We start from the raw sequence: 25,650 nt of genomic DNA, 5'->3' as shown, positions 1-25,650 counted from the left end.
CCCGATAACCAAGAACACTTTTTAACATCGGATAAAACACGTTAACAGGGACCATCCTGACACATCTGATCTTTTTCACCTCGTTTCATCTGTATATAAACTGTTTTATTTAAATAATAAAAGATATTCCGGACTTGGCAATATTTTGATAAAATTTATAGTATATGAAAAATAAATGGAAAAATAATTTCTTTACCCTGTTTGTCGGGCAACAATTATCTTTTTTTACGAGTATGATTGCCCAGTACGCTTTGGTCTGGTACATTACCGATATCTCTAAAAGCCCGACACTTCTTGCCATGTATATGTTAATTGCTTTTATTCCTGGCATCATCGTTGCGCCCTTGGTGGGCCCTTTAATTGATCGCCTAAATAAGAAAATTCTTTTGCTATCAGGCGATTGGTTAGTGGCACTTGCCGCGATTATTCTAGCTATTTATGGCCAGGGCGGTCCATTACCTTTTTGGTTATTAGGCGTCGCCATGTTTATCAGAAGTCTTGCTGGTGCCGTCCAAACACCTACCGCCCAATCTATCATCCCAACACTTGTTCCTGAATCATTTGTTCCTAAAATCAGCGGTCTAAACGGTGCCTTTAATAGTGCTTCAATGATTATTACACCAGCTATCGGCGCCTTTTTTTATGGCTTTATGCCTATTTCACAAATCATGCTCATGGATGTTGCTGGTGCGATTATTGCGACCATCACTGTTCTGATAACGAGAATACCAAGTTTTGATCACCTGGAAAATCCAAACTCTTATCTTCACGAACTGGCTGAAGGCTTTAAACTCGTCCGGCATCATAAAGGTATTTTTCACTTTTTACTGATTACGACTTTAATCGGGATGTTTTCTTGGCCTGCTTTCTCACTTTATCCCTTGATCACGACTTCTTATTTTCACGGCACGATTTCCGATGCCTCTATAGTGGAAGTTTTTTGGTCGATTGGTTCCTTACTTGGCGGTTTGCTCATTGGTTTATTCGCTACGACCAAACGACGACTAACGATCGGCGTAATGTGGTATTTTTTAGCCGGTATTTCTTTTTCCTTTATGGGCTTATTGCCTGATAACCGACAAGGACTTTGGCTCTTCATCGTACTTCAGCTTCCTGCTGGATGATTGAAGCAAATGGACTCTTTGCTTCAATCATCCAGCAGGCTTTCTCCGCTAGTCAAACTGGACGTGTCATGGGCATTACACAAGCCTTGATCTCTCTCGCTAGTCCCATTGGCTTGATTTTTGCGGCACCACTTGCTGAAATGATAGGCATCCCACCTCTCCTCATCCTTGCTGGTGGCAGTATCTTTGTCGGCAATATCGTGAGTCTGCTCTTACCGGATGTCAAAAAACTCGATCATATGACCATTATGACTGATGCCGAAGCTAATGACGTCTAAACCTCTATCTATCTTTTAAAATACCAAAAAAACTCTGAAAGCCAACCCAATCCTGTTTTGCAGGTAGGTGTGCTTCCAGATTTTTTTAGTGATTTAGTCTTGTTCTTCAACAAAAGTATTGAAGACTTCTTCAATCATATCCCATTCTGCATCAGCATCTTCAGGGATTGGTAAGAGGTCACCTTCAGTACCATCTTCATTTTGTGTGTAAGCGTAAGCTTGGATTTCAACTTCACCATTCTCGTCTTCTTCCGCACCAGCTGGTACGACTAAGACATAGTTTTTACCAAATTCTTCTTGACCGTCGATTGTCAAAAGAATTTCAAACAAAGTTTCATTGCCATGATCATCTACCAAAGTGATAAATTCTTGCTCATGTTCGTGATCGTGGTCATGATGGTGTGTATGTTCAGTCATTTTTTACTCCGTAATCTAGTTTATAAAGTATGGCTATCAAGATAGTTTTGTAAAATCAGCACGGCTGCTAACTTATCAATATATTTTTTGCGATTTTCACGACGTGTGTGGCCTTGAATTAAAATTTTCTCTGCCTGAGCTGTTGTGAGCCGCTCATCTTGATAGTCAACAGGAATGCCGAATTTTTCAAACAACAAATCACCATAATGGCGACTAGCTTGCGCTCGAATTCCTTCGTCATTGTTCATGTGCTTAGGTAAGCCCAGGACAAATTTAGCAGGTTGATATGCCTTGACGAGCTCTGCCAAACGTTCAAACCCATAATCTGCCTTTGCTTCATTGATCCGAATCGTCTCAACAGGCTGAGCTGTATAGCCTAACAAATCGCTTACGGCTACGCCGACAGTCACACTACCGACATCTAATCCCATTAAACGTTGCATCAAAGTGCGACACCTTGATCCTTAAGGTAATTTTTAATTAATTCTTCAACGATATCATCGCGGTCAAAACGACGGATTTTGTTTCTAGCATCGTTATGGCGCGGAATATAAGCTGGATCGCCGGATAAGACATAACCGACCATTTGGTTAATCGGATTGTATCCTTTTTCACCGAGAGACTTGTAGACACTGACAAGTGTTTCGCCAATTTCTTTTTTGCTCGAGTCATCAAACTCGAAACGAACCGTTTCATCTGTAAAACTCATATCTGTCACCTCACTTCTGTATTTTATTGAGTTAGTTTCATTATAAGTTATTTTTGCTTAAAATTCAAACAATAGTCATCGTTTTAACGATTTATCTTACTGTAAAATAAAGAAAATGCTGATTTTTCCCTTTATACCGGAAATCCTCTAGCATTTTCTAGTCTTATGGCAAGATATTCCCTGCTGCCATGTATAAGCTATACCATTCTTCACGTGTTAAGACGATATCAGCAGCCTCTGTCGCCTCAATAATCCGAGATGGTGTCATGGTACCAAGAATCGTTTGCATCTTAGCTGGGTGGCGATTGATGAAGGCAACAGCGATACCTGATGGCGTCACCTTGTATTGATCCGCAAGCTCCAGCAATCTAGCGTTAAGCTCCGGGAATTTTTCGGTATTCCCCACAAAGACACCTTCGAAGAAGCCATATTGGAAAGGAGACCAAGCTTGGATTGTCATATCATGAATGCGTGAGTACTCTAGAATACCTCCATCACGAACTAGACCAGCTTGATTTTCCATATTAACATTGATACCAGCATCAATCATACCCGTGTGTTTAAGACCAAATTGAAGTTGATTGATATTGAGTGGCTGTTTGACTGCCGTTTTCAGGAGTTCAATCTGACCTGGATTTTGATTGGATACGCCAAAAGCACGAACTTTTCCAGCTTTTTCAAGCTGAGAAAAAGCTTCCGCAACTTCTTCAGGCTCAACCAAAGTATCTGGCCGGTGTAAAAGGAGTGCATCGAGATAATCAGTATCTAGACGTTTCAATGAGCCTTCTACCGCTTCAATGATATGTTGTTTTGAAAAGTCAAAAGCAACCCCTGGTTTAATCCCAACTTTAGATTGCAGATAAATGTCTGAACGTGAGATACTGGTTTCTTTCAACGCTTGAGCGAAAATCGTTTCACATTCACCAGCACCATAGATATCAGCATGATCAAAGAAGTTAATGCCATGATCATAGGCTGTCTGAATCGTCTCAACAGGATTTTTACCTGCTTCGTTGATTCGCATACACCCTAAAATGATTTGGCTAGCCGTCATGTCCGTATTGGCGATTTGAATTTTTTTCATAGTAAGAGCCTTTCTTTATGTGTAATCGTTTCCAATACCATTGTAACAGAAGTCAAGTAAATATGCTCACAAAAACTATATATCTTTTAATTCTATTAAGTTTATTTAAAAAGTTCTACTTTCAAATCGAGTCACAATCTAGCCTTAAACCTAAAAAGACAACAAAAAAAACATAGGCTCGAGTAACTATGTTCTTTTTATCGTATTTTATGCAGTCAAAACTGCGCGTCCTTTACGACGACGGCTAGCAACGACACGACGGCCGTTTTTAGTAGACATACGTTTACGGAAACCGTGTGTTTTTTGACGTTTACGTTTACTTGGTTGAAAAGTGCGTTTCATGATGTTTCTTCCTCCTGTACAGAATTTTTGATAACCGGTAAACCGGCGATCTTATGTCTAGCCTAGGCTTTTGATCAGTTACTAAACATACCATAATATTCTATCGTTTTTATCGATATTTGTCAAGGTATTCTAAAGTTTTATCTCAATTTTCTTTTGTGACAATGATATATCGACCACTATCGCGTCCGATAGAACGGCTGTTAACGCCTGGTTCCCGAGAAATAATGGCATGAACGATTTTACGTTCGTTACTTTGTAAATCATTGATATAAACCGTTTCGCCATTACGTGCACGCTTAGCTGCATGATGGGCAAGGCTCGTGATATAGACTTTACGTTTTTCGTGATAATCCCCAACATTAATCGCTAGAATGACACGTTCTTCCGTCAAACTATTAGCATAAGCCTTAGCCAGAACTTGCAAGGCCTGAAGAATTTTGCCATGCTTACCAATCAATAAACCATCTTGTGTCGATTTGAGGTTAAAAATAATTAGATTACCATCATTTTGGGCTGAAACTGACGCAGGCACACCCATATCTTGTGTAATTAGGGTCAAGTATTTTGAAACTTCTTTGATGACTTTACTTTGATTTTGCGTCAGAGTTTCAGCTTCGGCTGCAGGACCAATATCCCCTTCGAGGTCGATCAATTTTCTTTCAGCAATTTCATTTTTAGCTTCTTCAATAATCGCATCTTTATCTTCTTGGCTTAAATCACCTGTACTAGCTTTTTCAGCAGCTTTAACTGCTTTAACCACTTGTGACAATTCAAGCGTCGCTTCCATAGCGGATTGAACTTTAGGTGAGTCTGCGATAAACTCAGCATCTAGCCCCCGAGTTGCTAGGCGGTCAGCCTGACGGACTGTTTCTTCATGAATCGCATCAATGTTAACGCGAGCCCGTTTCTTCCCAATGCCTAAAAAGCCTTTTTTATCTTTTTGTTCGATTTGAATATGGACATTTTCACGTTTGACACCGAGTTTTTTCAACCCGCGTTCAATCGCTTCATCTACTGTATTTCCTGTAAAAATAGCCATCTCGTTAACTACTCCTTTATTAGGTATTACTTAAGTACTACTTTAATATTGCTTAACTTTTCTGATTGCTCACAGCAAGCCTTGCTGTATCACTTTAAATCTTAACTCATTTTTTCTTCTTAGCTTTTGCTAATGCCTTTTGACGGGCTTTTTCTTTATTTTTTTCTGCGTTCGCCTTGGCGTCACGTTCTTCTTGAAGCTTGAACGGATTGTTCAAAAGCAAGGTTTGGAAGACTTGGTAGGCATTTGAGACGGTCCAGTAAAGGGCGACACCAGCTGCGACGCTAACCCCCATCACAAAGATGAGAATCGGCATGACATAAGTCATGCTGGTCGTCATAGCGTTCTTCTCAGGTGCTGCTTTCATGGTCAACCATGAGCTTGCAAAAGTGAAGAGGGCGGCAAGAATAGGTAGGACAAAGTAAGGGTCATGACCCGAAATGTCAAACCAAAGAAAATGTCCGTCGCGCAAAAAATCAACACGGGTAATAGCCTGATACAAAGCCCAAAGAATCGGCATTTGTACAAGCAATGGCAAACAGCCCATATAAGGATTGACACCATTTTCGGCATAAAGTTCCTGTGTTTTTTCAGCAACGATGCGCTTACTTTCCGCATCTTTACCTGGGTATTGTGCTTGAATTTTTTTCAATTCAGGCTGTACTTCTTGCATTTTACGCGTTGATTTCGTTTGCACGTGCATCAAAGGTAATAAGAGCGTTCTGATGATTAGCGTAAATAAAATGATTCCTAGACCGACTAGGCCACCGAACGAGAGGAAATGAATGATTTGAGCAAAGCCGTAAACGAATTGCTCCCAAAGGCCACTTGACTGTCCTGTAATATCTGTTCGACCACAGCCTGTTAAAACAAGGATTGCTAATCCCGATAAGGCGACTAATTTAAGTTTTTTCTTCACAATTTTCCTTTTCTATTAACAATATTCCTAAAAATGATACTAACTATGTTTCTGTTTTTTGATAAATTTTTGCTACCTTCAAAACATGCGTCAGATTTTTTTGCACCTCATCAAAGGACAAACTTTCAACACCTTTTCGGCAGACAATGACAAAGTCTGTCGTTGATAAATTGTTCGAAAGTGGCATCAAGGCATGCCGGACGAGACGTTTCACGCGATTTCGGGTGACAGCATTGCCTAACTTCTTACTCACTGAAATCGCTGCTCTAAAATGTGTCGTTTCCGAAGGCAATTGGTAGACGACGAATTTTTTATTCGCCGTTGATTTTCTGGCAGAAAAAATTTTATCAAAATCAATCTTTTTCTTAATTCGTAAAGCTTTTTTGATTGCCAAAATGGTTTCTCCTACGGTAATTTATCTAATCAATTTTACCACAAATATGCAAAAAATGCACCATTTCAAAGGTACATTTCTATTATATTCGATTGAAACTGACTAGCTTATCCTTTTTCAGAATCCGAGTGATTTAAAGCATCCTTGGCTAAATCAATTTGCATCTTAACTTGCTCAAAGCCTGTCCCACCATAAGAATTACGGCGTTGAACAGCAGTCCGCGACTTCAAAGTCTCATAGATGTCCGAGTCGATTAAGGTCGATACTTCTTGGTAGCGCGTCAATGGCACATCTTGCAAGTAATAACCCGCCTTCGTACATTCTAGCACCATTTCCCCGACGATTTCATGAGCTTGACGGAAAGGCAGCCCCTTAGCAGCCAGATAGTCGGCAAGTTCTGTAGCGTTTGAAAAATCTTTTTCAGTTGACTCAGCCATGATGCTTTCATTGACCGAAAGCGTCGACAGCATCCCTGCCATAACATCCAGACTGGTCAAAATCGTATCTGCCGTGTCAAACATGCCTTCCTTATCTTCCTGCAAGTCCTTGTTATAGGCCAAAGGCAGAGATTTCATGACCGTGAGCAAACCAAAGAGATTGCCATAAACCCGACCAGACTTGCCACGGATCAACTCAGCCATATCAGGATTTTTCTTCTGTGGCATGATCGACGATCCCGTTGAAAAAGCATCTGACAAGGTCACAAACTGAAACTCATTGCTGCACCAAAGGATCAGCTCCTCGCAAAAACGCGATAGGTGCATCATGAGAATGCTGGCATTGCTGAGAAATTCCAGGATGAAATCACGATCACTGACCGCATCCATCGAGTTCACATAAACATCGCTAAAGCCCATGAGTGCCGCCGTTTCCTTCCGGTCAATAGGGAAAGTTGTGCCAGCAAGTGCCGCCGCCCCTAGCGGCGAAATATCCGCGTGTTTCATGTTAAACGCAAAACGATCAAAATCGCGGGTTAGCATACTATAGTAGGCCATGAGATGATGACCGAATGAAATCGGCTGCGCATGCTGCAAGTGTGTATAACCTGGCATGATCGTTTCGACATGTTCTGAAGCCAAGGTCACAATGACTTCACGCAAGTTCTGCAATTTATCCATGGTTTCTGATAAGGTATCTTTCATCCACAGGTGCATATCCGTTGCCACTTGGTCGTTACGCGAACGAGCGGTATGAAGTTTACCTGCGACTGGTCCAATTTCAGCATGCAGATAAGTTTCCATATTCATATGAATATCTTCGTTTTCTATTTTAAATTCGATTTCGCCTGCTTCGTATTTCGCTTCGACTTTTTGAATACCTGCCTTGATTTGTTCAGCTTCCTCAGCTGTTAAAATTCCTGTTGAGGCGAGCATGGTCACATGTGCAAGGCTACCTTTTAAGTCTTGGCGTGCCATTTTTTGATCAAAAGTAATCGACGCCCCGAAAGCTTCAGTTTTCTTATCTAGGCCTTCTTCAAATCTACCGCCCCATAGTTTTGCCATGTTGTTCTCCCTTAGTTTATATTGGTCGCTGTTAATCAGCGGATTTTTAGTGATTTTAATTATGGTAGTTTTTTACCGATTTCGTATTGTTTTACCAAAAGAATCACTTTTTGGTAGTAAATCAACAGATTTTCAACCACCGCAATTAGATTTAACATCTTGATTGATACCGTTAGTTCATTATATCAAAAAAGCGCCTAGTCTAGCGCCTTCAAGCGAAATTGCAACTCTCTGTTTACTTTTAATTTCTAGGTGGTGAAATCTCACGGAATTTCTTAACCAGACCAAGCGCTATCTCTGTAGCGATTATTGGTTTATACTCAATTAAGCATAGTGTCTCAAATCCAGTTCTCCGACTTGGTTTATTTGATAACTAACTTATTTTTCTTTGTCAAGTTTATCCCAAACTTGAGCATTAACTTGTGATGGTAGGCCCCAAAGTTTGATGAAGCCAACTGCTGCATCTTGGTCAAATTCATCAGCTGATGTGTAAGTTGCCAAGTTTTCATCGTAAAGTGAGTTAGGTGATTTCCGTCCGATACAGATGGCGTTTCCTTTATAAAGTTTCACTTTCACTGTCCCATTGACAACTTCCTGTGTGCTGTCGATGTATGCTTTGAGGGCATCCGTTGCTGGATTAAACCAGAGACCATTGTAGATCGTGTTTGAGAGTTCGTTTTCGATGACTGGTTTGAAATGTGATACTTCACGAACAAAGGTGATGTCTTCAATGTCTTTATGGGCTTTCAGAATCACTGTTGCACCTGGACATTCATAGATTTCACGTGATTTGATCCCAACCAGACGGTTCTCTACGTGGTCGATCCGGCCGATGCCATGTTTACCTGCAATCACATTGACATCATTGATAAGTTGGTACAATGGCAACTCTTGACCATTGAGCGCAACTGGGATGCCTTTTTCAAAAGTCAATTCGATGAATTCAGCTTCATCTGGTGCATTTTCGATAGAGGTTGTCATGAAGAAAGCGTCTTCTGGACACTCGTTCCATGGGTTTTCGAGGATTCCCGCTTCGATCGCACGTCCCCAAAGGTTCATGTCGATTGAGTATGGATTGTCAAGGTCTGCGGGTACAGGGATGCCGTTCTTTTTAGCATATTCAATCTCTGCTTCACGTGACCATTTCCATTCCCGAACGGGCGCTAACACTTTCAAATCAGGGGCAAGTGAATGAATGGCCACTTCAAAACGAACTTGGTCATTCCCTTTACCTGTACAACCATGGGCGATGCCGGCTGCACCTGTTTCACGCGCTACTTCAACCAAGGCTTTTGAGATCAATGGGCGAGACAAGGCCGAAACGAGTGGATATTTTTGCTCATACATGAGGTTACCTTTGATGGCGTAACCGACATAGTTATGTGTGAAATCTTCTTTGGCGTTGATCACGTATGACTCACTCGCACCAACGGTCAAGGCTTTTTCTTTGATGAAGTCGAGGTCCTTGCCTTCGCCAACGTCTAAACAAGCTGCAACAACATCATAGCCTTCATCAACGAGCCATTTGATAGCAACCGATGTATCTAAACCACCTGAATAAGCGAGTACAATTTTTTCTTTTGACATATATAGGTCCTCAATTTTCTTTGTTTTTTGATTATATATACAGTTTACTGCATAAAAATACATTTGTCAAGCGGGTTTTTGTATATTTTTTCATTTTTGTTCTTTATAACTAAAAAAATCGCCCTAATTGAGCGGTTTTCATTATTTTTATTCATAAAACGATCATTGAACACCACATATTCCAGCCCAAAAACAAGACCAATGCCTCATTTTTTGTTACAATATAACAATGATAAAAATGAAAACATTCTATAAAATAATCGCTAGTATCATCGTCTTCCTAGCCATCGCTTCAATCGGTGCTAGCTTTTACTTCTTCCATGTGGCGCAGGTTCGTGGCGATAAATCCTTTATCAGTCATGCTGCAACACCTAAGTCTTCTCCCGTTTATCAGGATGAGAAAGATTTTCTCAAGCTAGACAAAGAAAACTTGTCACTGAAAAATGACGGTTTAAATCTCAAAGCTTGGTATGTGCCAGCTGAAAACAAAACAGATAAAACTGTCATTGTGGTGCATGGTTTCAACGGTAGCAAGGAGCAAATGGCAGCTTACGGCATGCTTTTCCATAAGCTTGGCTATAACGTACTCATGCCTGACAACCGCGCACATGGGGCGTCTGACGGAACCTTGATCGGCTATGGGGTGACGGACAAACGCGACCTCATCAAATGGACAAATCAACTGATCAAGACCAACCCTAAGTCTGAGATTACCTACTTTGGTCTTTCTATGGGCGCAGCCACTGTGATGATGGCGTCCGGTCAAGATTTGCCAAAGAACGTGGTGAACATCATCGAGGACTGCGGCTACAGCTCGGTCTGGGATGAGCTGACTTTCCAAGCCAAGGATATGTACAACTTGCCAGCCTTTCCGCTGCTCTATGAGGTGTCGGCGCTCTCTAAAGTCCGCGCAGGATTCGCCTATGGTGAGGCTGGTGCCAGCTCTGTCAAGGCGCTCGCCCACAACAAACTGCCGGTCCTCTTCATCCACGGCGATGCGGATGATTTTGTGCCGACGACCATGGTGGATCAAAACTATGCTGCAACGAAAGGCCCACGCGAAAAATTCATCGTCAAGGGGGCCAAGCACGCTAAGGCTCTCGAGACGGATAAGGCCGGATATTATGCCAAGGTCGCTGCCTTTTTAGCCAAATATTGACCTGAACGCAGCAGACCTAGGTTTGCCTTGACAAGAAAACAGGGCACTGATATAATGAAGGTATAAAAAGAGCTTGCGCTAACAAGCTCTTCCTGTAAGACCGTATAAGACGGTGGCAGGTTAATGTATAAATGTAACCAGTCAACCTATCAAAGTTAAAAGACTGGTTATTTTTTGTCGTTTTTTAGCAAATTAACGATCAACTGAATCAGCGCAATGATAAACATACCAAAGCCTAATAAAAGTTCAATCGTCTCTAATACTGACAAATAGGCATCTCTTTTCTACAGATTTGAACACTTACTCTCATAAGCATCACCTCCATTTCAAAGATAGCCACCATCTTCAACTTTCTTACTTTTATATTTTGCCATAAAAAATAACACGATGCAAGCGCTAACATTAGTTATCTATTGTTTAGAATGAAAATCATTTCGTCCCACTTAATATATTCTAATTAAGTCACGCCTGCCTTGACAAGAAAACAGGGTAACTGATATAATGAAGGTATAAAAAAGAGCTTGCGCTAACAAGCTCTTCCTGTAAGACTGCTTAAGACGGTGGCAGTTTATTGATTAAGAATAACCAGTTTAACGTCCAAAGTTAAAAGACTGGTTATTTTTTGTCGTTCTTTAGCAAATTGACGATCAACTGAATCAGCGTAATGATAAACATACCAAAGCCTAATAAAAGTTCAATCGTCTCTAATGCTGACGAATAGGCATCTCCTTTCTGTAGATTTGAACACTTATTTGCATAAGCATCACCTCCATTTCAAAGATAGCCACCATCTTCAACTTTCTTACTTCTAAATTTTCCCATAAAAAATAACATGATTCAAGCGATAACATTAATTATCCATCGTTTAGGATGAAAATCATTTCGTCCCACTTAATATTCTCTAGTTAAGTCACGCCTGCCTTGACAAGAAAACAGGGCACTGATATAATGAAGATATAAAAAGAGCTTGCGTCAACAAGCTCTTCCTGTAAGACCGTATAAGACGGTGGCAGTTTTTGTGATTATATATAACCAGTCAAACTCTCAAAGTTGAAAGACTGGTTATTTTTTGTCGTTTTTTAGCAAATTAACGATCAACTGAATTAACGCAATGATAAATATACCAAAGCCTAATAAAAGTTCAATCGTCTCTAATACTGACAAATAGGCATCTCCTTTCTATAGATTTGAACACTTACTTGCATAAGCATCACCTCCATTTCAAAGATAGCCACCATCTTCAACTTTCTTACTTTTATATTTTCCCATAAAAAATAACATGATGCAAGCGCTAACATTAGTTATCTATTGTTTAGAATGAAAATCATTTCGCACCACTAACTACACAAATCTACTATAATATGATAAAATAAAGGCAATGAACTTTTAAATGGGAGAAAAAAATGACTGATGACAATACAGTAGAATTAAACGACCAAATGCTAGTCCGCCGCGAGAAATTAGAAACACTTCGCGAAGCTGGACTTGATCCATTTGGTAAACGTTTTGAGCGCGATGCTAACTCAGCTACCCTCAATGCCAAATACGCTGATAAGTCTAAAGAGGACTTGCATGAACTTGCTGAACGTGCAACGATTGCTGGTCGGATTATGACCAAACGTGGTAAGGGTAAAGTCTCTTTCGCCCACATCCAAGACCGCGAAGGCCAAATCCAAATCTATGTCCGCAAGGATAACGTCGGCGACGAAGCCTACGATATTTTCAAACACGCTGACCTTGGCGACTTCTACGGTATTGAAGGTGAAGTCATGCGGACAGACATGGGTGAGTTGTCTATCAAAGCGGATAAGATTACTTTTCTATCTAAATCCCTACGTCCATTGCCAGAAAAATATCATGGCTTGACAGATACTGAAACCAAATATCGTAAACGCTACCTGGACCTGATTTCTAACCGCGAAAGTTTTGAGCGTTTTGTCACACGTAGCAAAATCATCTCAGAAGTCCGTCGCTATCTCGACAGCCAAGACTACCTTGAAGTTGAAACACCCGTTCTTCACAACGAAGCCGGTGGTGCTGCCGCAAAACCATTCATCACGCATCACAACGCGCAAGACATCGACATGGTACTTCGTATTGCGCTTGAGCTTCATCTTAAACGCCTTATCGTCGGCGGCATGGAAAAAGTCTACGAAATCGGTCGTGTTTTCCGAAACGAAGGCATGGATACAACCCATAATCCTGAGTTCACCATGCTCGAAGTCTACACCGCCTACACAGACTACACCGACGTCATGGACTTGACAGAAGGCCTCATCCAACACGTTGCCAAAGCAGCTGTTGGTAAATACGTCGTTGAATATGATGAGCAAACGATCAACCTTGCGGACAGTTTCAAACGCATCCACATGGTTGATGCCATCAATGAAAAAACAGGCGTCAACTTCTTTGACATCGTTGATTTCGACGAAGCTGTTAAAGTCGCTGAAACACACGACATCAAAGTTGAGCCTCATTTCCGCTGGGGCCACATCGTCAATGAATTTTTCGAGAAATATGTCGAAGCAACCTTGACCCAACCGACATTCGTCTATGGACATCCGGTAGACATCTCACCACTGGCTAAGAAGAACCCAGAGGACGGCCGCTTCACTGACCGTTTCGAACTCTTCATCGTAGGTCGTGAATTTGGTAATGCCTTTACAGAATTGAATGACCCGATTGACCAGCTAGAACGTTTTGAAAAACAAGCGAGCGATGCAGCAAACGGGGATGACGAAGCAACAGGCGTTGACTACGACTTCGTTGAATCATTAGAATACGGTATGCCACCAACTGGTGGACTTGGTATTGGGATTGACCGTCTGGTTATGCTTTTGACCGGTGCGCAATCTATCCGTGATGTACTGCTTTTCCCAACAATGAAATAAACCGAAATCATATAAAACCTGATGACAGTGATTTGTCATCAGGTTTTATTTTGTATGGCCACTCTATACTATTTTTGAATATAGAAGCAAAAAGAACGCCTACAATAGACGTTCTTTTCTTGATAAAAACTTAGAATAAGTTTGAAACTTATTTTGCTTTACGAAGAGCACCGAAGACAACACCTGAGATGACTGCACCGATAGCGACTGCTACCAAGTACATTACTGGGTTACTTGTCAAAGCGATAACGAAGATACCACCGTGTGGTGCCATGAGTTTGATCCCAAGCGCACCTACGAGACCACCTGTTACAGCAGAACCAAGGATAAATGACGGAATCGCACGCGCAGGGTCAGCTGCACCAAATGGAATCGCACCTTCAGTGATGAATGAAAGACCCATGACGATATTTGTCAAACCTGAATCTTGTTCTTCTTTTGTGAATTTATTTTTAAAGAGCAATGTCGCAACAAAGACTGCGAGTGGCGGTACCATACCACCAGCCATAACTGCTGCCATGACGACTGAACCACCAGAAGCAACAGTTGCTGCAAGTGTTCCTGTACCGAAGACATAAGCTGTTTTATTGAAAGGTCCACCCATATCAATGGCCATCATACCACCAAGTAAGGCACCAAGCAAGATGGCATTGGCTCCTGACAAGCTGTTCAAGAAGTTTGTCAAGCCACTGTTGATGGCTGCCATTGGGATGTTAACAAAGAGCATGAGGAAACCAGTAATTAAAACACCAAATACTGGGTAGATCAAAATCGAAACAATACCGTTAAGCGAACGTGGCACGTTAGCAAAGACTTTTTTAAGTAAGATGATGACACCACCGGCTAAGAAACCACCGACAAGCGCGCCTAGGAAACCAGACGGTACACCAGCCAGAGCTAATGTTTTCTCACCACCACTGGCAAAAGGTACTTTACCGAAGGCAAGACCATTTGACGCAATCGCACCAGCAACGAAACCTGCTACTAAACCTGGTTTTTCAGCGATAGAGTAGGCGATGTAACCCGCAAGGATTGGCAGCATGAAGCCGAAGGCAGCGCCACCAAGTTGTTTGAAGACTGATGCTAATTCATGGTAGCTACCGAGGTTGCTGAGTTGGTCTTTTGGTACACCCATGGCATTATCAATGAGGAAGGCAATCGCAATCGCGATACCACCACCGATAACGAATGGGAGCATGCTTGAGACACCACTCATCAAGTGTTTGTAGAAGGCTTTCCCGATGCTGAGTTTTTCATCAGACTCATTTTCTTGGGCTTGGCCAGTTGATTTGTAAGTTGGCAGGTTACCAGAAAGGGCTTCTTTGATCAAGTTTTCAGGTTCACGAATCCCAGCCGCAACTGGTTTCAAGATCAATGGTTTGCCATCGAAGCGATCCATTTCAACTGCTTTATCAGCTGCGATAATTACTCCTTTAGCTTTTTTGATATCTTCTGCTGTCAGTTTGTTACCGATACCAGACGCACCGTTTGTTTCAACTTTAATCTCCACACCAAGCTCTTTAGCTTGTTTTTTAAGGGCTTCTTCAGCCATGTAAGTGTGGGCGATACCTGTCGTACAAGCTGTCACCGCAACGACGAAGTCTTCGTCATTGTTGATTTCAGCAACGGCTTCTTCAACTGTTGCTGCTTCAGCAGCGTTAAAAGTTGCCAAGACTTGATCAGGTGTTGTTGTTGTCCGAAGTGAATCCGCAAATCCGTCTTTCATGAGGTACTTAGACAATTCAGCAAGTGCTGCTAAATGTGTGTCGTTAGCCCCATCCGGTGCTGCAATCATAAAGAATAAATCAGTGGGTTGACCATCTAGTGATTCATAGTCTAGTCCGCCATCTTTCTTGGCAAAGAGCACGACTGCTTCTTTAACTGCAGCATTTTTGCTGTGAGGCATTGCGATACCTTCACCAAGGCCCGTTGTTGTCAATGCTTCACGCGCTAAGATACCGTCTTTGAATGTATCAAAGTCAGTAACATAGCCTGTGTCAACAAGTTTTTGGACCATTTCAGAGATGGCATCTGCTTTATTTGTCGCGTTGAGCGATAAGATCATCGCGTTTTTTTGCAATAAGTCTTGAATTTTCATAAGAAAACCTTCCTAAATATAAAATAAGTGAATTAACGTTCTTCAATGACCACTTGGTCAGCGATTTCTTGGATGAATGCTGTTGATGCCAAGTCATCTGAGAAAGCTGTTGCCGTACCACAGGCAACGCCTTGACGGAAAGCTTTGACCACATCATGTGACTTGGCAAATTCTCCGACAAAGCCAGCAATCATCGAGTCGCCAGCACCAACAGAATTTTTTACCGTACCTTTAATCGCTTTGGCAAAGTAAGTTTTGCCATCCGCAAATAACAAGGCACCGTCGCCAGCCATGGAAATCATGGCATATTGTGCGCCATCAGCCAATAACTTGTGACCATACGGAATTAAATCATCTACACCGTCAAACTCGACACCGTAGATGGCACCTAGCTCATGATTGTTAGGTTTCACAACCAGTGGGCGATTGGCCAAAGATTTAACCAAGACATCCCCTTCGATGTCTATCACAAATTCTGCACCTTGGGCTTTGATTTTGTTGATGACGTCCAAGTAGAAGTCTTGTCCAAGGCTTGCTGGTGCTGATCCAGCGAGAACAACGATATCTTCAGTTGTCAACACATCAAGTTTGGCAAAGAAGCTATCCCGTTCTGCTGGTGAAATTTTCGGGCCTGCACCATTGATCTCGCTTTCGATACTGGATTTAATTTTGACATTGATGCGCGTATCTGATGCGATTTTGACAAAATCTGTTTGAATATCTTCTGCTTCTAGTTTTTCCTTGATGAAAGCGCCGGTGAAGCCGCCAAGAAAACCTAGAGCTGTTGAGTGTGAATCAAGGCGAGCCAGGATACGTGAAACGTTGATCCCTTTGCCACCAGGAAACTTATCGTCACTGGTCATGCGGTTAACCTCACCAACCTTGAATTCTGGTAGTCTCACCAAAAAGTCGATAGATGGGTTAAGTGTTACTGTGTAAATCATGAATTTCCTCCGTAATAATGTCAATCTTGTCATCAAATTCTGCGATTTTGGCAAAATAGATCTGACCGAGTTTTGAACTGTCGGCTAAGATATATTTCTTTTTGGCCTGGCGCAAAACTAAGCGTTTAATCGTTGCTTCTTCTTCATCTGGTGTTGTAATCCCACCATCACGTGAAATCCCATTCGCCCCGATGAAGGCCTTGCTAAAGTTAAAGGTGACTAACTGCTGAATCGCGAAGTTACCAGTAACAGCTTCTGTCGTTGGCTTGATTGCACCACCGATAATAATCGTCTTGATTTTTTTATCCATCAGCGTTGAGGCGGTGTGGACTGAGTTGGTAACAACAGTAATGTTGTCAACTTCTGAAAGATAATCTGTCATCATAGCGACAGTTGTTCCTGCATCCATGAAAATGACATCGCCATTGTTGAGCTGGCTGACTGCCCGTTGTGCAATAATTTGCTTGGCCTGCACGTTTTTGACTGATTTTTCAGCCACACCTTCTTCATAGCGCAGGTTGAGCAAACTTTCCGCACCACCATGAACACGTTTGAGTTGATGACTGGTATCCAACTCTGTTAAATCACGTCTAACCGTTGATTCACTCGTGTCCAATGCTTGTGCCAACAACTCCAAAGTCACATAACCTTTTTGATTCACAAGGTCTAAAATCTTTTGTTTTCTAGCATTTTTTAGCATGGTCGTTCTCCTAGCGATTCAGCAATACATACCTTTGGGTATTTGGGTTTAAAAACTACTGTAACCGTTTACAGGTTAATTATACAAGCAAAACAAATCATTGTCAAGCATTTTCTATCAAAAACTATCAAAAATAATCATTTTATTCTTTTTTCTTCCAAAAACTATCATTTATTTCAAAAATAGAAAATTTAATCCACTTTTTTTGGTATAATAGTTTAAACTGAAACACCTTGAGCGAACCAAAGTTCGCAAATGACCATACTCGGGCGAAGCGCTAGCGTAGGTCAAGTTTCAAGATTTCACGAAGTGGAATCGTAGAAAGGACAGTCATGCACGATTTTGAAACAAGCGTTAAGCTACATTATGATGAGTTAACAGAAGCTGAACAAGAAATGACACGCTACATTCTCAACAATCGCGAACTCGTGTCGCAGATTGGTATTGTCAAACTCGGCACACTTCTCTTATCCTCTAAGAGTTCCGTTTTGCGACTCGCCAAAAAACTAGGCTTTAATGGCTTTTCAGATATGAAGCATACCTTGCAACATTCTCCCATCACCCCTATGCTAGAGCCAATGGATTTAATGGGTGATCTGAAGCAAGGGCTTAGCCATATGCTCAACTATAGTGTGCAGACTAACTTCCAGCCATTTCTATCCAAGCTTAAAAATGCCCGCATGGTTTACCTCTTCGCAACAGGTTTTTCACAAAATAATTACACCAAAGAATTTTCAAAAGACTTGATGATCAATGGTCGCAGTAATATGCTGATTTCAGGTGAGACCAATCTGGCCTTGTCGATCAAGTCCATGTCACCTGATGATTTGATTGTCTTTACCTCTCTATCTGGTGAGACACCTATCATCAAGGATTCTGTTCGAAATCTATCCTTCAAAGAAATTCCAATCGCTTCATTTACGCTATTTGGTAAAAATTTCCTATCTAACCACGCTACCTTCCCCATGTTCTTTGAGGCAAATGACATCCCCTCTCCAAACGATGAAGTGCAAAGCTCTATGGTAGGTCTAGCGCTGATTTTAGATATCGTCACGCGCAAATATCACGAATTTATTTTATACGATGAATAATAAAAAGCTGACCCTATAAACGTCAGCTTTTTTGTTATTTCAGGTAAATCAAGGCCTCATAAGGTTTTAGTTCTAACGTTCCTAGAACCTCAGCGCTATCAGCATAATTAGACAATAGTAACTTAGCACCAAACAGATCATCGGGTACCTGATAGGTTACTTTATGATCACTAAATGAACAAATCACGATAAGTTTGTCATCTCCTAAGGTTCTCATATAGCCATAAACGTCAGAATCAGTCGCATTAATCAGCTCATAGTGACCATCACTCACCACATCATACTTTCGACGCAAGGCGATTAATTTCTGATAATGGTAGAAAACAGAGTCTTCATCCGCTAAAGCTGCTGCTGCATTGATAGTTGTATTATCCGGCCAGAAATCAATCCAGGGTTGACCTGTTGTAAAACCAGATTTTTCAGAACCATCCCAAGGAAAAGGAGACCTAGCATTATCACGAGATTTTAGAAAAATCGCACGTTGGATAGCCTCAAGTGGTTCTCCTGCTGCTAGCATTTCCTCATAAACCGCAAAAGTCTCAATATCTCGGTACTGATCAAGGCTGTCAAACTTGACATTTCGCATACCTAGCTCTTCCCCTTGATAGATGTAAGGCGTCCCTTGCATCATGTGCAGTAAGGTCGCAAGCATTTTAGCAGAAACTTCTCGATAGGCATCCGAATCATTGCCGAAACGTGTGACCGCACGAGGTTGATCGTGATTTGACCAGTACAAACTGTTCCAGCCACGGCCTGCTAATTTTTCCTGCCACTCAGTCATGACATCTCGTAGATCACTCATTTTAAAGCGAACATCCGAAAACTTACCAAAGGGACCGTAATCCAGGTGCATGTGATCGAAATGAAAGACCATATCCAATTCTTCACGCGCAGGATCCGTATAAAAAATCGCCTGATCAGAGTTTGTATTGGCCGTTTCACCCACAGTCATAATGTCATATTTACCTAACACTTCTTCATGCATTTCATGCAGAAACTCATGAACCCTTGGACCATTTGACGCGCCAATATAATAAGACTTGGTATAAACCGCATCATCTGGTGCATCTGGATAATCCTGACGTTTTGAAATCAGGCTGATGACATCCATGCGAAAGCCATCAATCCCCAAGTCAAACCAAACCGTCATCATCTCATAAATTTTTTGCCGCACTTTTGGATTTTCCCAGTTAAGATCTGGCTGTTCTTTGGCAAATAAATGCAGGTAGTATTGGCCGCGACTTTCGACATATTCCCAAGCTGATCCACCAAAAGTCGAGCCCCAGTTTGTCGGTTCAGACCCATCCGGCAAAGGATCTTTCCAGATATAAAAATCCGAAAACTCATTGTCCAGACGCTCACAAGATTGCTTAAACCAGTCGTGCTGATCACTCGTGTGATTTACAACCAAATCCATGATAATTTTTATGCCCAATTCGTGTGCTTTTGCAAGCAACGTTTTAAAGTCGGACAAACTACCATATTCAGGATTGATCGCAAGATAATCCGAAATATCATAGCCATTATCAACTAAAGGCGATTGATAAATGGGATTGAGCCAAATAACATCAATACCCAGCTGACTTAGATAAGGCAACTTCTCAATAATCCCATTTAAGTCTCCCATGCCTGAGCCAGTCGTATCCTTGAAGGACTGGGGATAGACTTGATAGACGACTGATTTTTTCCACCATTTTCCAGACATTTTACACCTCTTTTTCACTTATTATTCATCTTTATTCGTCATCGTCATCATCAACAGCCATCGCTGCGACAAAATCATTGACATAAATTAACTGTTCCCGTGCTTCAGCAATCGCTTGGTGAATGGTCGCAGCATCTAGATAGGTATTCGTTGGTTGCAAGGCAAGGGACATTAACACTGGTAAATTCATCCCCGTAATCACATGAAAGTGCTCGCGATTAAGGTAGGGAAAGAAGGCTTGGTTGACAGATCCACCGAGAAGATCTGTCAAGATAATCACTTCATCATCTGCTGAAACATCCGCAAGTGAGGCTTCAATTGCTTCATCTACCGGTGTATTATCCAAGTAAGCTGAAATTTCAACGACATGGCTTACATCACCTGTGATATAGCCTAAGGTTTCTTTCATACCAAATGCCAATTTGTTATGGCTGGCAATAATGATTTTTCTTTTGACCATTTTATACTCCTAAAATACCAAAGAACGAACAAACCAGTGCAAAAGCAATAATGATAAAGATAATTTGCGTTGTACTGAATTTTTTAGAGGCAATGAGCTTGTAAATGACAAAGGTCAAGACAGCAGGAATCAAGGCTGGCATGATTTTATCCAAAATCTCACTTTGAATCGGCAATTTTACCTTACCTGTTTTGAAGGTAATCGGGACATTGACATGGACAACTGATGGAATCAAGGCTCCAACAACTGTCAAACCCATGATGGATGCTGCTTCGGTAAAGACACTCAGTTTATCACCAAGTGCTGTGACTAATTTAATCCCAGATGTGTGACCGATATGGAAGAGCTTAAAACGAAAGAGTAGGAATAAGAAGTTACAAACTAACCAAATAATGGCACCGATTGGATTGCCTTGCAAACCCATGTAGCCTGAAATAGAACCCATAATGGTTGGATAGAGCACCCAGATCAAGGTATCGCCGACACCAGCCAGAGGTCCCATCATACCCGTTTTAAACTTTTGAACCGTATCAATGGCCTCAGCACCATCTGCCTCTTCCATAGCAAGTGAGGCACCCAGCAAGATATTGGCCATCGGTGTTGTTGTATTAAAATAGTTAAAATGGCTGTTCAAAGATGCTTGATAATCTTTGTCATCTGGATGTATTTTACGCAAGGCCTTGTTTAAGCCGTAAACAACGGCCGGTCCTTGTTGATTTTCATAGTTAAAGGTATTGCAGGCCATAAACATATAGCGCAATGCCGCATTGTTAATATCTTTTTTTGTCAACTTTTCTGTTGTTTTAAGCTCATTACTCATCGAAATCATCTCCTTCTTCTACTTGTCCTGCGCCATTTGTGGCAGTCGCTGTGGGTTCATTCATTTTTGTCGTAAAGAAATGGTAAGCAAAGGCAAAACCGAGAAGTGAAATTCCTAGGATTGGCATGTTCAGGTAGGCTGAAACCACAAACCCGATAATCAGGAAAGTCAGATATTTCTTAACAGGCATGAATTGCATCAATAACGCAATCCCGACGATTGGGAGCAAACCACCCGCGATGGTTAAACCGTTGATAAACCAAACTGGTAGAACTTCCAAAATTAGCTTGACAATTTTATCACCAAAGATAATGAAAAGAGCTGTTGGTAGGGCTGTTGAGAGGCCGAAAATCAGTGGGCCAATCCAAAGGATGCGATTCATTTTGGCATACTTGCCAGCATTCATAGCTTTTTGTGCTGCGTGCGTCACTGAAGTACACAAGATTTTAGCGATAACATCTAGTTGGATACCGAGCATCCCAACTGGCACACCGACTGCTAAAGCAACAGCCTTGGCGTGTTCAAGATCATGTGTCGTTCTGATTGCCACATAGACGCCAATCACGGTAGCAAGACCATAGTTAGGGACAGATGACCCTCCGATATTGGCAACACCTAAGGACATGAGTTGGAAGGTTCCTGCAATCACCATGGCAGTTCCGATGTCTCCCATGATGATCCCTGCGATTAAGCCAACGATTGATGGGAACCAAGTTACGACCACAAATCCTTGTTGGTCAAGCACCATCCAAAAGGATAGGGCGATGATTAATATTGCTTGAAGTATTTCCATTTTCTTTTACTCTCTTTCTCTTTTTACTTGATGTAAGTATCCAGAGATACTTCTGTTTCTGAAGGCACGAAATGGAAAGTCACTGGAATGCCTTTAGCTTCTAATGCCTTCAAATCAGCCACTTCTTGTGCGTTGACTGCGACCATTTTTTTGACGGTTGTTTTATCTGGACCATCAAACATGATACCGATGTTGACTTTAGGAATGGCAACCCCACCCTCAGCTAATTTTAGTAAGGTAGCTGGCTCACGGACAAGTAGTAAAACATTGTGCCCCTCATATTTACCTGCATTAAAGTTATTGATGGCTGTCGCTGTATCTATAATTGACATCCCAGTCCCAGCAGGCTTACTCATCCGCATTGCTGATTTTTGCACCTCGTCTTGACTGACCTCATCATCAACAACCATTAAGCGCTTGGCTTTCGTTGCCCCCGTCCATTGTGTCACGACGATACCATGAATCAGACGTTGGTCTATTCTCGCTAATACTAATCCCATCTTATTTCTCCTTTGTGTTTAAACTTGATTGGTTACGTTTACATGTTCATTATAGATTTTTAGGAAAACGTTTACAATAGATTTTGGCTTCCTTGGGAAACAGCTGATCTGACAGGTAAAGGGTTCGAAGCAATAGGAAATTTCCCACAGCAAAAGGCATCCATCTGACTTAACTTTTATCTGACATTTTCCCCACTTTTTTTGATATAATGGAATAGTTGAGCGGAGGTGGCGGAATGGCAGACGCGCATGCTTCAGGTGCATGTATCCGTACGGGTGTGAGGGTTCAAATCCCTTTCTCCGCATCACAATAAAAAACAGTCTAGAGATGCGATAACCGCATTTCTAGACTGTTTTTTATTTAGAAGGTATCATTAAACAGTGAAAATAAAAAAATCTGCTCTCGCAGATTCAATCTTATTTATCTTCACTATCCTTCTCATTGGCCTCAATAATTTCTTGGTCATGGAAGGTAACACGTAATTTGACGAGACGTGTCCCATCAACCTCTAGACTAGTTAAAGTCAAGTTGTCTTTTTCAGTCACAACGTCATAGTCAATTTGTTCTTTTTCACCTGGAATGGCACCAATACCCGCCATGAAATAACCGGCAATGGTATCAACATCATCAGATTCTAGGTAGGTATCGAAAAACTCATTAAAGTCATTCAGAGTCAAGCCGCCTTTGACGATATAGATATGATCATTAATTTGGAAAACATCTTTCTCAGCGATATCAGATTCATCTTCGATTTCACCGACAATCTCCTCTAAGAGGTCTTCAAGGGTCACAATCCCTTCAACGCCACCATACTCATTAAGCAAAATGGCCATTTGATTTTGCGTTTTCTTGAGTTCCCGCAAGAGATCGTCGACGAAAATCGTTTCAGGAACAAAGAGTGGTTCCTGTAAAATTGGTCGTAAATCAAGCTGATCGAAACCTTTTTCGTAAGCACTTTTCAATAAAGTTTTGGTATGTAAAACACCCACGACCTTATCCTTATCATCAATATAGACAGGAATTCTACTGTAGTTCTGCGAGAGAACGGCTGCGATATTGTCATGGATTCCTTCGCTAATATCAATCATAAAAGCATCGGTTCTTGGTACCATGATTTCACGCGCCATGAGCTCATCCAGACTGAAGACACCTGCCAACATCTCACGCTCGTTCTCATCCAGAACACTACTATCAGCATTTAAGATGTACTCAATCTCATCACGCGTCATGTTCTCAGCATTATCGTCAAAAGTCATGGGTGTCAATTTACTGAGGATATTGGTTGATGTGGCCAGTAACCAAACGAAAGGACTCATGATCCCACCCAAAATTTTCAGTGGAGTGACTGACGCTAAAGCATATTTTTCCTTAAGATTTTGCGCGATCCGTTTGGGATAAAGCTCACCAAAAACAATCGAGACATAGGTCAAGATAGCAAGAATGATGATTGATGCCAAGTTTTTAGCTGCCGGCGTCCCACCCAGAACAGGTGCAAGTTTTGAAGCCAAGGTATCGGCTAAACTTGCCCCTGACAAGATATTGATCAAGGTAATCCCGATTTGAATCGTTGATAGAAAGTTACTCGGTTGATTGAGAATGCCGAGTAATTGTTGATATTTCTTATCACCTTCAGCAGCTCTTTGCTCAACACGTGCACGGCTCGTTGACACAAGGGCCATTTCGGCGCCAGAGAAAAGGGCATTAATGATGGTCAAAACGATCAATAAACCAATTTGAAATAATAAGGACTGACTTTCGGGGTCAGGGTGCATGAGTTGTGTTCCTCCAATGTTTTTTCAGTATTAGTATTAAGCCTGCTGCCATTTTCCGAACCGATGCCAATGCAACACGTTCAAAATCTGGTAGTCAAGACATTATTTCTCTATTATATCATACTTCTTGTTTTCAGTCGCATCCAGTCGTGCCGCTTTGTGATTTTCCCAAAGGCGCCATGAGAATTTGACGATTTCTTTGACCAGCGAGTAGAATGGCACAGCGATTAACATGCCAACAAGCCCATAGAGGCTACCAACCACAAGCATGAGTACCATAATGGTCACAGGATGGACTTCAACGGCTGAACCCACGACTTTCGGGTAGATGATATTCCCATCAATTTGTTGCAAAGTCAGAACAACAACCACGGCAATGGCCGCTTGAACTGGATTAGTAAAGGCAACTGTTAGTATAACCGGTATCACACCAATATAAGGACCGATATAGGGAATGAGGTTCGTCACTGCCGCAAAAACTGCAAACAAGAAAGCATAAGGAATCCCTATAATTAAGTAGGAGATAAAGACTGTCACAAAGATAAACAAACAGTCAATAGCCGCACCACTGATAAATTTAGAAATGGTTCCGTTCATATCATTTAAGAGACCGACGATATTAAGACGGTCTGATTTTAAAACAGTTTTTTTCAAAAATGGTAGCATGTCCTTGCCATCTTTCAACATATAGAAAAGCAAGACCGGCACTAGAGCCAGTACCATTAAAATCTTTGAGACAACTGAAACGACGTTAGACACACTAAGCGTCACACCAGATAGTAAGTTCTGTAGGATATCCATGTAGCTGATATTAGCTTTGTTGAGCAGGGCCTTGAAGTCAATTTCGCTAAAAGCTGGATTCTCTGATAATTTCTCCAACCATTTTTGCAACTCGGGGTAGATGTTGCCAGATGCCGCAATCAGGTCAGATAGTTGGGTGATGATGCTTGGCACCAGTGACATCACGGTATAGACGAAGATGCCGATGATCAGGATGAAAACGAGCACAATACCCCATATTCTCTTGATTTTGAACTTTTTATCCAGATAAGAGACGAGTGGGTTAAAGACGTAATAAAGAAAGCCTGCGATGATGAAAGGCAGGAAAACAAGTGAAAATAGGGTGGTGATCGGTTTGAAGACAAAACTGATATGCGTCATCAACCAAATCAAGGCCACAACGGCCAGTATCTCTATCGTCCAAAAAAATAATTTCGAGCTTTTAAACATGTATCCCCCTAAGATTTTTATTTTTACTGAATAACTTATTATACCATTTCTATTTAAATAACCGACTCTCTTCATCTAAAAAAAAACT

General features: G+C 41.5%; 27 protein-coding genes, 1 tRNA gene and 1 pseudogene. 6 read left to right on the top strand and 23 right to left on the bottom strand.

Translation table 11 applies throughout. The annotated features are described in order from the left end of the window. The first annotated feature begins 164 nt into the window (after nt 1-164). Both LRA01S_RS00725 and LRA01S_RS00720 read left to right on the top strand, forming a co-directional pair. Complete coding sequence (locus tag LRA01S_RS00725; protein WP_061773739.1) at nt 165-1,124, top strand: MFS transporter; 960 nt, start codon at nt 165-167, stop codon at nt 1,122-1,124. Beyond that, nucleotides 1,121-1,402 (top strand): hypothetical protein, encoded by a 282-nt coding sequence (locus LRA01S_RS00720; RefSeq protein ID WP_061773738.1) that lies wholly within the window; start codon nt 1,121-1,123, stop codon nt 1,400-1,402. Before LRA01S_RS00725 ends, LRA01S_RS00720 begins: the two co-directional genes overlap by 4 nt. Before the next feature lie 93 nt (nt 1,403-1,495). Here LRA01S_RS00720 and LRA01S_RS00715 read toward each other — a convergent pair whose 3' ends face one another. The 10 genes from LRA01S_RS00715 to LRA01S_RS00670 all read right to left on the bottom strand — a co-directional run bounded on the left by LRA01S_RS00715 (nt 1,496) and on the right by LRA01S_RS00670 (nt 9,398). Then, nucleotides 1,496-1,819 (bottom strand): DUF1292 domain-containing protein, encoded by a 324-nt coding sequence (locus LRA01S_RS00715; protein WP_061773737.1) that lies wholly within the window; start codon nt 1,817-1,819, stop codon nt 1,496-1,498. Nucleotides 1,820-1,839: 20 nt separating this feature from the next. Further along, the gene (gene ruvX, locus LRA01S_RS00710) at nt 1,840-2,265 is read right to left on the bottom strand and encodes a Holliday junction resolvase RuvX (protein WP_096039966.1); all 426 of its coding nucleotides are present in this window, start codon (nt 2,263-2,265) and stop codon (nt 1,840-1,842) included. Next, nucleotides 2,262-2,528 (bottom strand): IreB family regulatory phosphoprotein, encoded by a 267-nt coding sequence (locus tag LRA01S_RS00705; RefSeq protein WP_061773735.1) that lies wholly within the window; start codon nt 2,526-2,528, stop codon nt 2,262-2,264. Before LRA01S_RS00705 ends, ruvX begins: the two co-directional genes overlap by 4 nt. Nucleotides 2,529-2,691: 163 nt before the next feature. Beyond that, the gene (locus LRA01S_RS00700; RefSeq protein ID WP_061773734.1) at nt 2,692-3,612 is read right to left on the bottom strand and encodes an aldo/keto reductase; all 921 of its coding nucleotides are present in this window, start codon (nt 3,610-3,612) and stop codon (nt 2,692-2,694) included. 207 nt (nt 3,613-3,819) lie between these two features. Then, nucleotides 3,820-3,954, bottom strand: a complete 135-nt coding sequence (gene rpmH, locus LRA01S_RS00695) for a 50S ribosomal protein L34 (protein ID WP_003138207.1) — start codon at nt 3,952-3,954, stop codon at nt 3,820-3,822. 145 nt (nt 3,955-4,099) lie between these two features. Further along, a complete protein-coding gene (gene jag / locus LRA01S_RS00690; RefSeq protein ID WP_061773733.1) occupies nt 4,100-4,996 on the bottom strand; it encodes an RNA-binding cell elongation regulator Jag/EloR in 897 nt (298 codons plus the stop codon). A gap of 106 nt (nt 4,997-5,102) precedes the next feature. Then, complete coding sequence (locus LRA01S_RS00685; RefSeq protein ID WP_061773732.1) at nt 5,103-5,915, bottom strand: YidC/Oxa1 family membrane protein insertase; 813 nt, start codon at nt 5,913-5,915, stop codon at nt 5,103-5,105. A gap of 43 nt (nt 5,916-5,958) precedes the next feature. After that, on the bottom strand, nt 5,959-6,309 hold the full coding sequence (gene rnpA, locus LRA01S_RS00680; protein WP_096039965.1) for a ribonuclease P protein component: 351 nt from the start codon (nt 6,307-6,309) through the stop codon (nt 5,959-5,961). A gap of 107 nt (nt 6,310-6,416) precedes the next feature. Further along, a complete protein-coding gene (gene argH, locus LRA01S_RS00675) occupies nt 6,417-7,811 on the bottom strand; it encodes an argininosuccinate lyase (RefSeq protein ID WP_061773731.1) in 1,395 nt (464 codons plus the stop codon). Between the two features lie 378 nt (nt 7,812-8,189). Next, a complete protein-coding gene (locus LRA01S_RS00670) occupies nt 8,190-9,398 on the bottom strand; it encodes an argininosuccinate synthase (protein ID WP_061773730.1) in 1,209 nt (402 codons plus the stop codon). Between the two features lie 238 nt (nt 9,399-9,636). On the opposite strand from LRA01S_RS00670, the gene LRA01S_RS00665 reads away from it, so the two are divergent. After that, nucleotides 9,637-10,557: an alpha/beta hydrolase gene (locus LRA01S_RS00665; RefSeq protein WP_061773729.1), complete on the top strand. Its 921-nt coding sequence runs from the start codon at nt 9,637-9,639 to the stop codon at nt 10,555-10,557. A 167-nt stretch (nt 10,558-10,724) separates the two neighbouring features. Here LRA01S_RS00665 and LRA01S_RS10715 read toward each other — a convergent pair whose 3' ends face one another. The 3 genes and pseudogenes from LRA01S_RS10715 to LRA01S_RS10705 all read right to left on the bottom strand — a co-directional run bounded on the left by LRA01S_RS10715 (nt 10,725) and on the right by LRA01S_RS10705 (nt 11,721). Further along, entirely contained in the window at nt 10,725-10,826 is a 102-nt protein-coding gene (locus LRA01S_RS10715) for a putative holin-like toxin (protein WP_082785333.1), read from the bottom strand. 346 nt (nt 10,827-11,172) lie between these two features. After that, nucleotides 11,173-11,271, bottom strand: a pseudogene (locus LRA01S_RS11240) (putative holin-like toxin); the annotation flags it as partial. 348 nt (nt 11,272-11,619) lie between these two features. Next, complete coding sequence (locus LRA01S_RS10705; protein ID WP_082785332.1) at nt 11,620-11,721, bottom strand: putative holin-like toxin; 102 nt, start codon at nt 11,719-11,721, stop codon at nt 11,620-11,622. Between the two features lie 239 nt (nt 11,722-11,960). Between LRA01S_RS10705 and lysS the strand changes: the two genes are divergently transcribed. Beyond that, complete coding sequence (gene lysS / locus LRA01S_RS00660; RefSeq protein WP_061773728.1) at nt 11,961-13,448, top strand: lysine--tRNA ligase; 1,488 nt, start codon at nt 11,961-11,963, stop codon at nt 13,446-13,448. Between the two features lie 148 nt (nt 13,449-13,596). Here lysS and LRA01S_RS00655 read toward each other — a convergent pair whose 3' ends face one another. The 3 genes from LRA01S_RS00655 to LRA01S_RS00645 are packed head-to-tail and all read right to left on the bottom strand — an operon-like array spanning nt 13,597 to nt 17,190. Next, nucleotides 13,597-15,546, bottom strand: coding sequence for a PTS fructose transporter subunit IIABC (locus LRA01S_RS00655; RefSeq protein ID WP_061773727.1), 1,950 nt, complete (start codon nt 15,544-15,546; stop codon nt 13,597-13,599). Between the two features lie 32 nt (nt 15,547-15,578). Further along, the gene (pfkB, locus tag LRA01S_RS00650; protein WP_061773726.1) at nt 15,579-16,490 is read right to left on the bottom strand and encodes a 1-phosphofructokinase; all 912 of its coding nucleotides are present in this window, start codon (nt 16,488-16,490) and stop codon (nt 15,579-15,581) included. Then, the gene (locus LRA01S_RS00645; RefSeq protein WP_061773725.1) at nt 16,468-17,190 is read right to left on the bottom strand and encodes a DeoR/GlpR family DNA-binding transcription regulator; all 723 of its coding nucleotides are present in this window, start codon (nt 17,188-17,190) and stop codon (nt 16,468-16,470) included. Before LRA01S_RS00645 ends, pfkB begins: the two co-directional genes overlap by 23 nt. Before the next feature lie 332 nt (nt 17,191-17,522). On the opposite strand from LRA01S_RS00645, the gene LRA01S_RS00640 reads away from it, so the two are divergent. Then, a complete protein-coding gene (locus LRA01S_RS00640; protein ID WP_061773724.1) occupies nt 17,523-18,281 on the top strand; it encodes a MurR/RpiR family transcriptional regulator in 759 nt (252 codons plus the stop codon). A gap of 34 nt (nt 18,282-18,315) precedes the next feature. Here LRA01S_RS00640 and LRA01S_RS00635 read toward each other — a convergent pair whose 3' ends face one another. From LRA01S_RS00635 to LRA01S_RS00615, 5 genes are read right to left on the bottom strand one after another with little or no spacing between them, the layout of a single operon-like run. Then, nucleotides 18,316-19,986: an alpha-glucosidase gene (locus LRA01S_RS00635; RefSeq protein WP_061773723.1), complete on the bottom strand. Its 1,671-nt coding sequence runs from the start codon at nt 19,984-19,986 to the stop codon at nt 18,316-18,318. A gap of 31 nt (nt 19,987-20,017) precedes the next feature. Next, nucleotides 20,018-20,446, bottom strand: a complete 429-nt coding sequence (locus tag LRA01S_RS00630) for a PTS sugar transporter subunit IIA (protein ID WP_061773722.1) — start codon at nt 20,444-20,446, stop codon at nt 20,018-20,020. 1 nt (nt 20,447) lies between these two features. After that, nucleotides 20,448-21,266 carry a PTS system mannose/fructose/sorbose family transporter subunit IID gene (locus LRA01S_RS00625; RefSeq protein WP_061773721.1) on the bottom strand — a complete coding sequence of 273 codons (819 nt, stop codon included), beginning with the start codon at nt 21,264-21,266 and terminating at the stop codon, nt 20,448-20,450. Then, nucleotides 21,259-22,059: a PTS mannose/fructose/sorbose/N-acetylgalactosamine transporter subunit IIC gene (locus LRA01S_RS00620; RefSeq protein ID WP_061773720.1), complete on the bottom strand. Its 801-nt coding sequence runs from the start codon at nt 22,057-22,059 to the stop codon at nt 21,259-21,261. The genes LRA01S_RS00625 and LRA01S_RS00620 overlap by 8 nt, the downstream gene beginning before the upstream one ends. A gap of 23 nt (nt 22,060-22,082) precedes the next feature. Further along, a complete protein-coding gene (locus LRA01S_RS00615) occupies nt 22,083-22,559 on the bottom strand; it encodes a PTS sugar transporter subunit IIB (protein ID WP_061773719.1) in 477 nt (158 codons plus the stop codon). A 222-nt stretch (nt 22,560-22,781) separates the two neighbouring features. Between LRA01S_RS00615 and LRA01S_RS00610 the strand changes: the two genes are divergently transcribed. Then, nucleotides 22,782-22,864, top strand: a tRNA-Leu gene (locus LRA01S_RS00610). 112 nt (nt 22,865-22,976) lie between these two features. Here LRA01S_RS00610 and LRA01S_RS00605 read toward each other — a convergent pair. Together LRA01S_RS00605 and LRA01S_RS00600 are read right to left on the bottom strand one after the other, a co-directional pair. Further along, on the bottom strand, nt 22,977-24,332 hold the full coding sequence (locus LRA01S_RS00605) for a hemolysin family protein (RefSeq protein WP_061773718.1): 1,356 nt from the start codon (nt 24,330-24,332) through the stop codon (nt 22,977-22,979). Nucleotides 24,333-24,434: 102 nt separating this feature from the next. Continuing rightward, nucleotides 24,435-25,562 carry an AI-2E family transporter gene (locus LRA01S_RS00600; RefSeq protein WP_061773717.1) on the bottom strand — a complete coding sequence of 376 codons (1,128 nt, stop codon included), beginning with the start codon at nt 25,560-25,562 and terminating at the stop codon, nt 24,435-24,437. Between the last annotated feature and the right edge of the window lie 88 nt (nt 25,563-25,650).

The sequence above is a fragment of the Pseudolactococcus raffinolactis NBRC 100932 genome, from assembly GCF_001591765.1.
Taxonomy (GTDB): Bacteria; Bacillota; Bacilli; order Lactobacillales; family Streptococcaceae; genus Pseudolactococcus; species Pseudolactococcus raffinolactis.
This window is presented reverse-complemented; position numbering and strand designations above follow the sequence as displayed.

Coding starts and splice junctions, on each gene's coding strand:
- LRA01S_RS00720 (WP_061773738.1), top strand. CDS start 1,121: ATGATTGAAGCAAATGGACTCTTTGCTTCAATCATCCAGCAGGCTTTC.
- LRA01S_RS00715 (WP_061773737.1), bottom strand. CDS start 1,819: ATGACTGAACATACACACCATCATGACCACGATCACGAACATGAGCAA.
- jag (WP_061773733.1), bottom strand. CDS start 4,996: ATGGCTATTTTTACAGGAAATACAGTAGATGAAGCGATTGAACGCGGG.
- LRA01S_RS00655 (WP_061773727.1), bottom strand. CDS start 15,546: ATGAAAATTCAAGACTTATTGCAAAAAAACGCGATGATCTTATCGCTC.
- pfkB (WP_061773726.1), bottom strand. CDS start 16,490: ATGATTTACACAGTAACACTTAACCCATCTATCGACTTTTTGGTGAGA.
- rpmH (WP_003138207.1), bottom strand. CDS start 3,954: ATGAAACGCACTTTTCAACCAAGTAAACGTAAACGTCAAAAAACACAC.
- LRA01S_RS00600 (WP_061773717.1), bottom strand. CDS start 25,562: ATGTTTAAAAGCTCGAAATTATTTTTTTGGACGATAGAGATACTGGCC.
- LRA01S_RS00705 (WP_061773735.1), bottom strand. CDS start 2,528: ATGAGTTTTACAGATGAAACGGTTCGTTTCGAGTTTGATGACTCGAGC.
- LRA01S_RS00670 (WP_061773730.1), bottom strand. CDS start 9,398: ATGTCAAAAGAAAAAATTGTACTCGCTTATTCAGGTGGTTTAGATACA.
- LRA01S_RS00620 (WP_061773720.1), bottom strand. CDS start 22,059: ATGGAAATACTTCAAGCAATATTAATCATCGCCCTATCCTTTTGGATG.
- LRA01S_RS00645 (WP_061773725.1), bottom strand. CDS start 17,190: ATGCTAAAAAATGCTAGAAAACAAAAGATTTTAGACCTTGTGAATCAA.
- LRA01S_RS00615 (WP_061773719.1), bottom strand. CDS start 22,559: ATGGGATTAGTATTAGCGAGAATAGACCAACGTCTGATTCATGGTATC.
- LRA01S_RS00630 (WP_061773722.1), bottom strand. CDS start 20,446: ATGGTCAAAAGAAAAATCATTATTGCCAGCCATAACAAATTGGCATTT.
- argH (WP_061773731.1), bottom strand. CDS start 7,811: ATGGCAAAACTATGGGGCGGTAGATTTGAAGAAGGCCTAGATAAGAAA.
- lysS (WP_061773728.1), top strand. CDS start 11,961: ATGACTGATGACAATACAGTAGAATTAAACGACCAAATGCTAGTCCGC.
- LRA01S_RS00625 (WP_061773721.1), bottom strand. CDS start 21,266: ATGAGTAATGAGCTTAAAACAACAGAAAAGTTGACAAAAAAAGATATT.
- LRA01S_RS00605 (WP_061773718.1), bottom strand. CDS start 24,332: ATGCACCCTGACCCCGAAAGTCAGTCCTTATTATTTCAAATTGGTTTA.
- LRA01S_RS00635 (WP_061773723.1), bottom strand. CDS start 19,986: ATGTCTGGAAAATGGTGGAAAAAATCAGTCGTCTATCAAGTCTATCCC.
- LRA01S_RS00725 (WP_061773739.1), top strand. CDS start 165: ATGAAAAATAAATGGAAAAATAATTTCTTTACCCTGTTTGTCGGGCAA.
- LRA01S_RS00700 (WP_061773734.1), bottom strand. CDS start 3,612: ATGAAAAAAATTCAAATCGCCAATACGGACATGACGGCTAGCCAAATC.
- LRA01S_RS00640 (WP_061773724.1), top strand. CDS start 17,523: ATGCACGATTTTGAAACAAGCGTTAAGCTACATTATGATGAGTTAACA.
- LRA01S_RS00665 (WP_061773729.1), top strand. CDS start 9,637: ATGAAAACATTCTATAAAATAATCGCTAGTATCATCGTCTTCCTAGCC.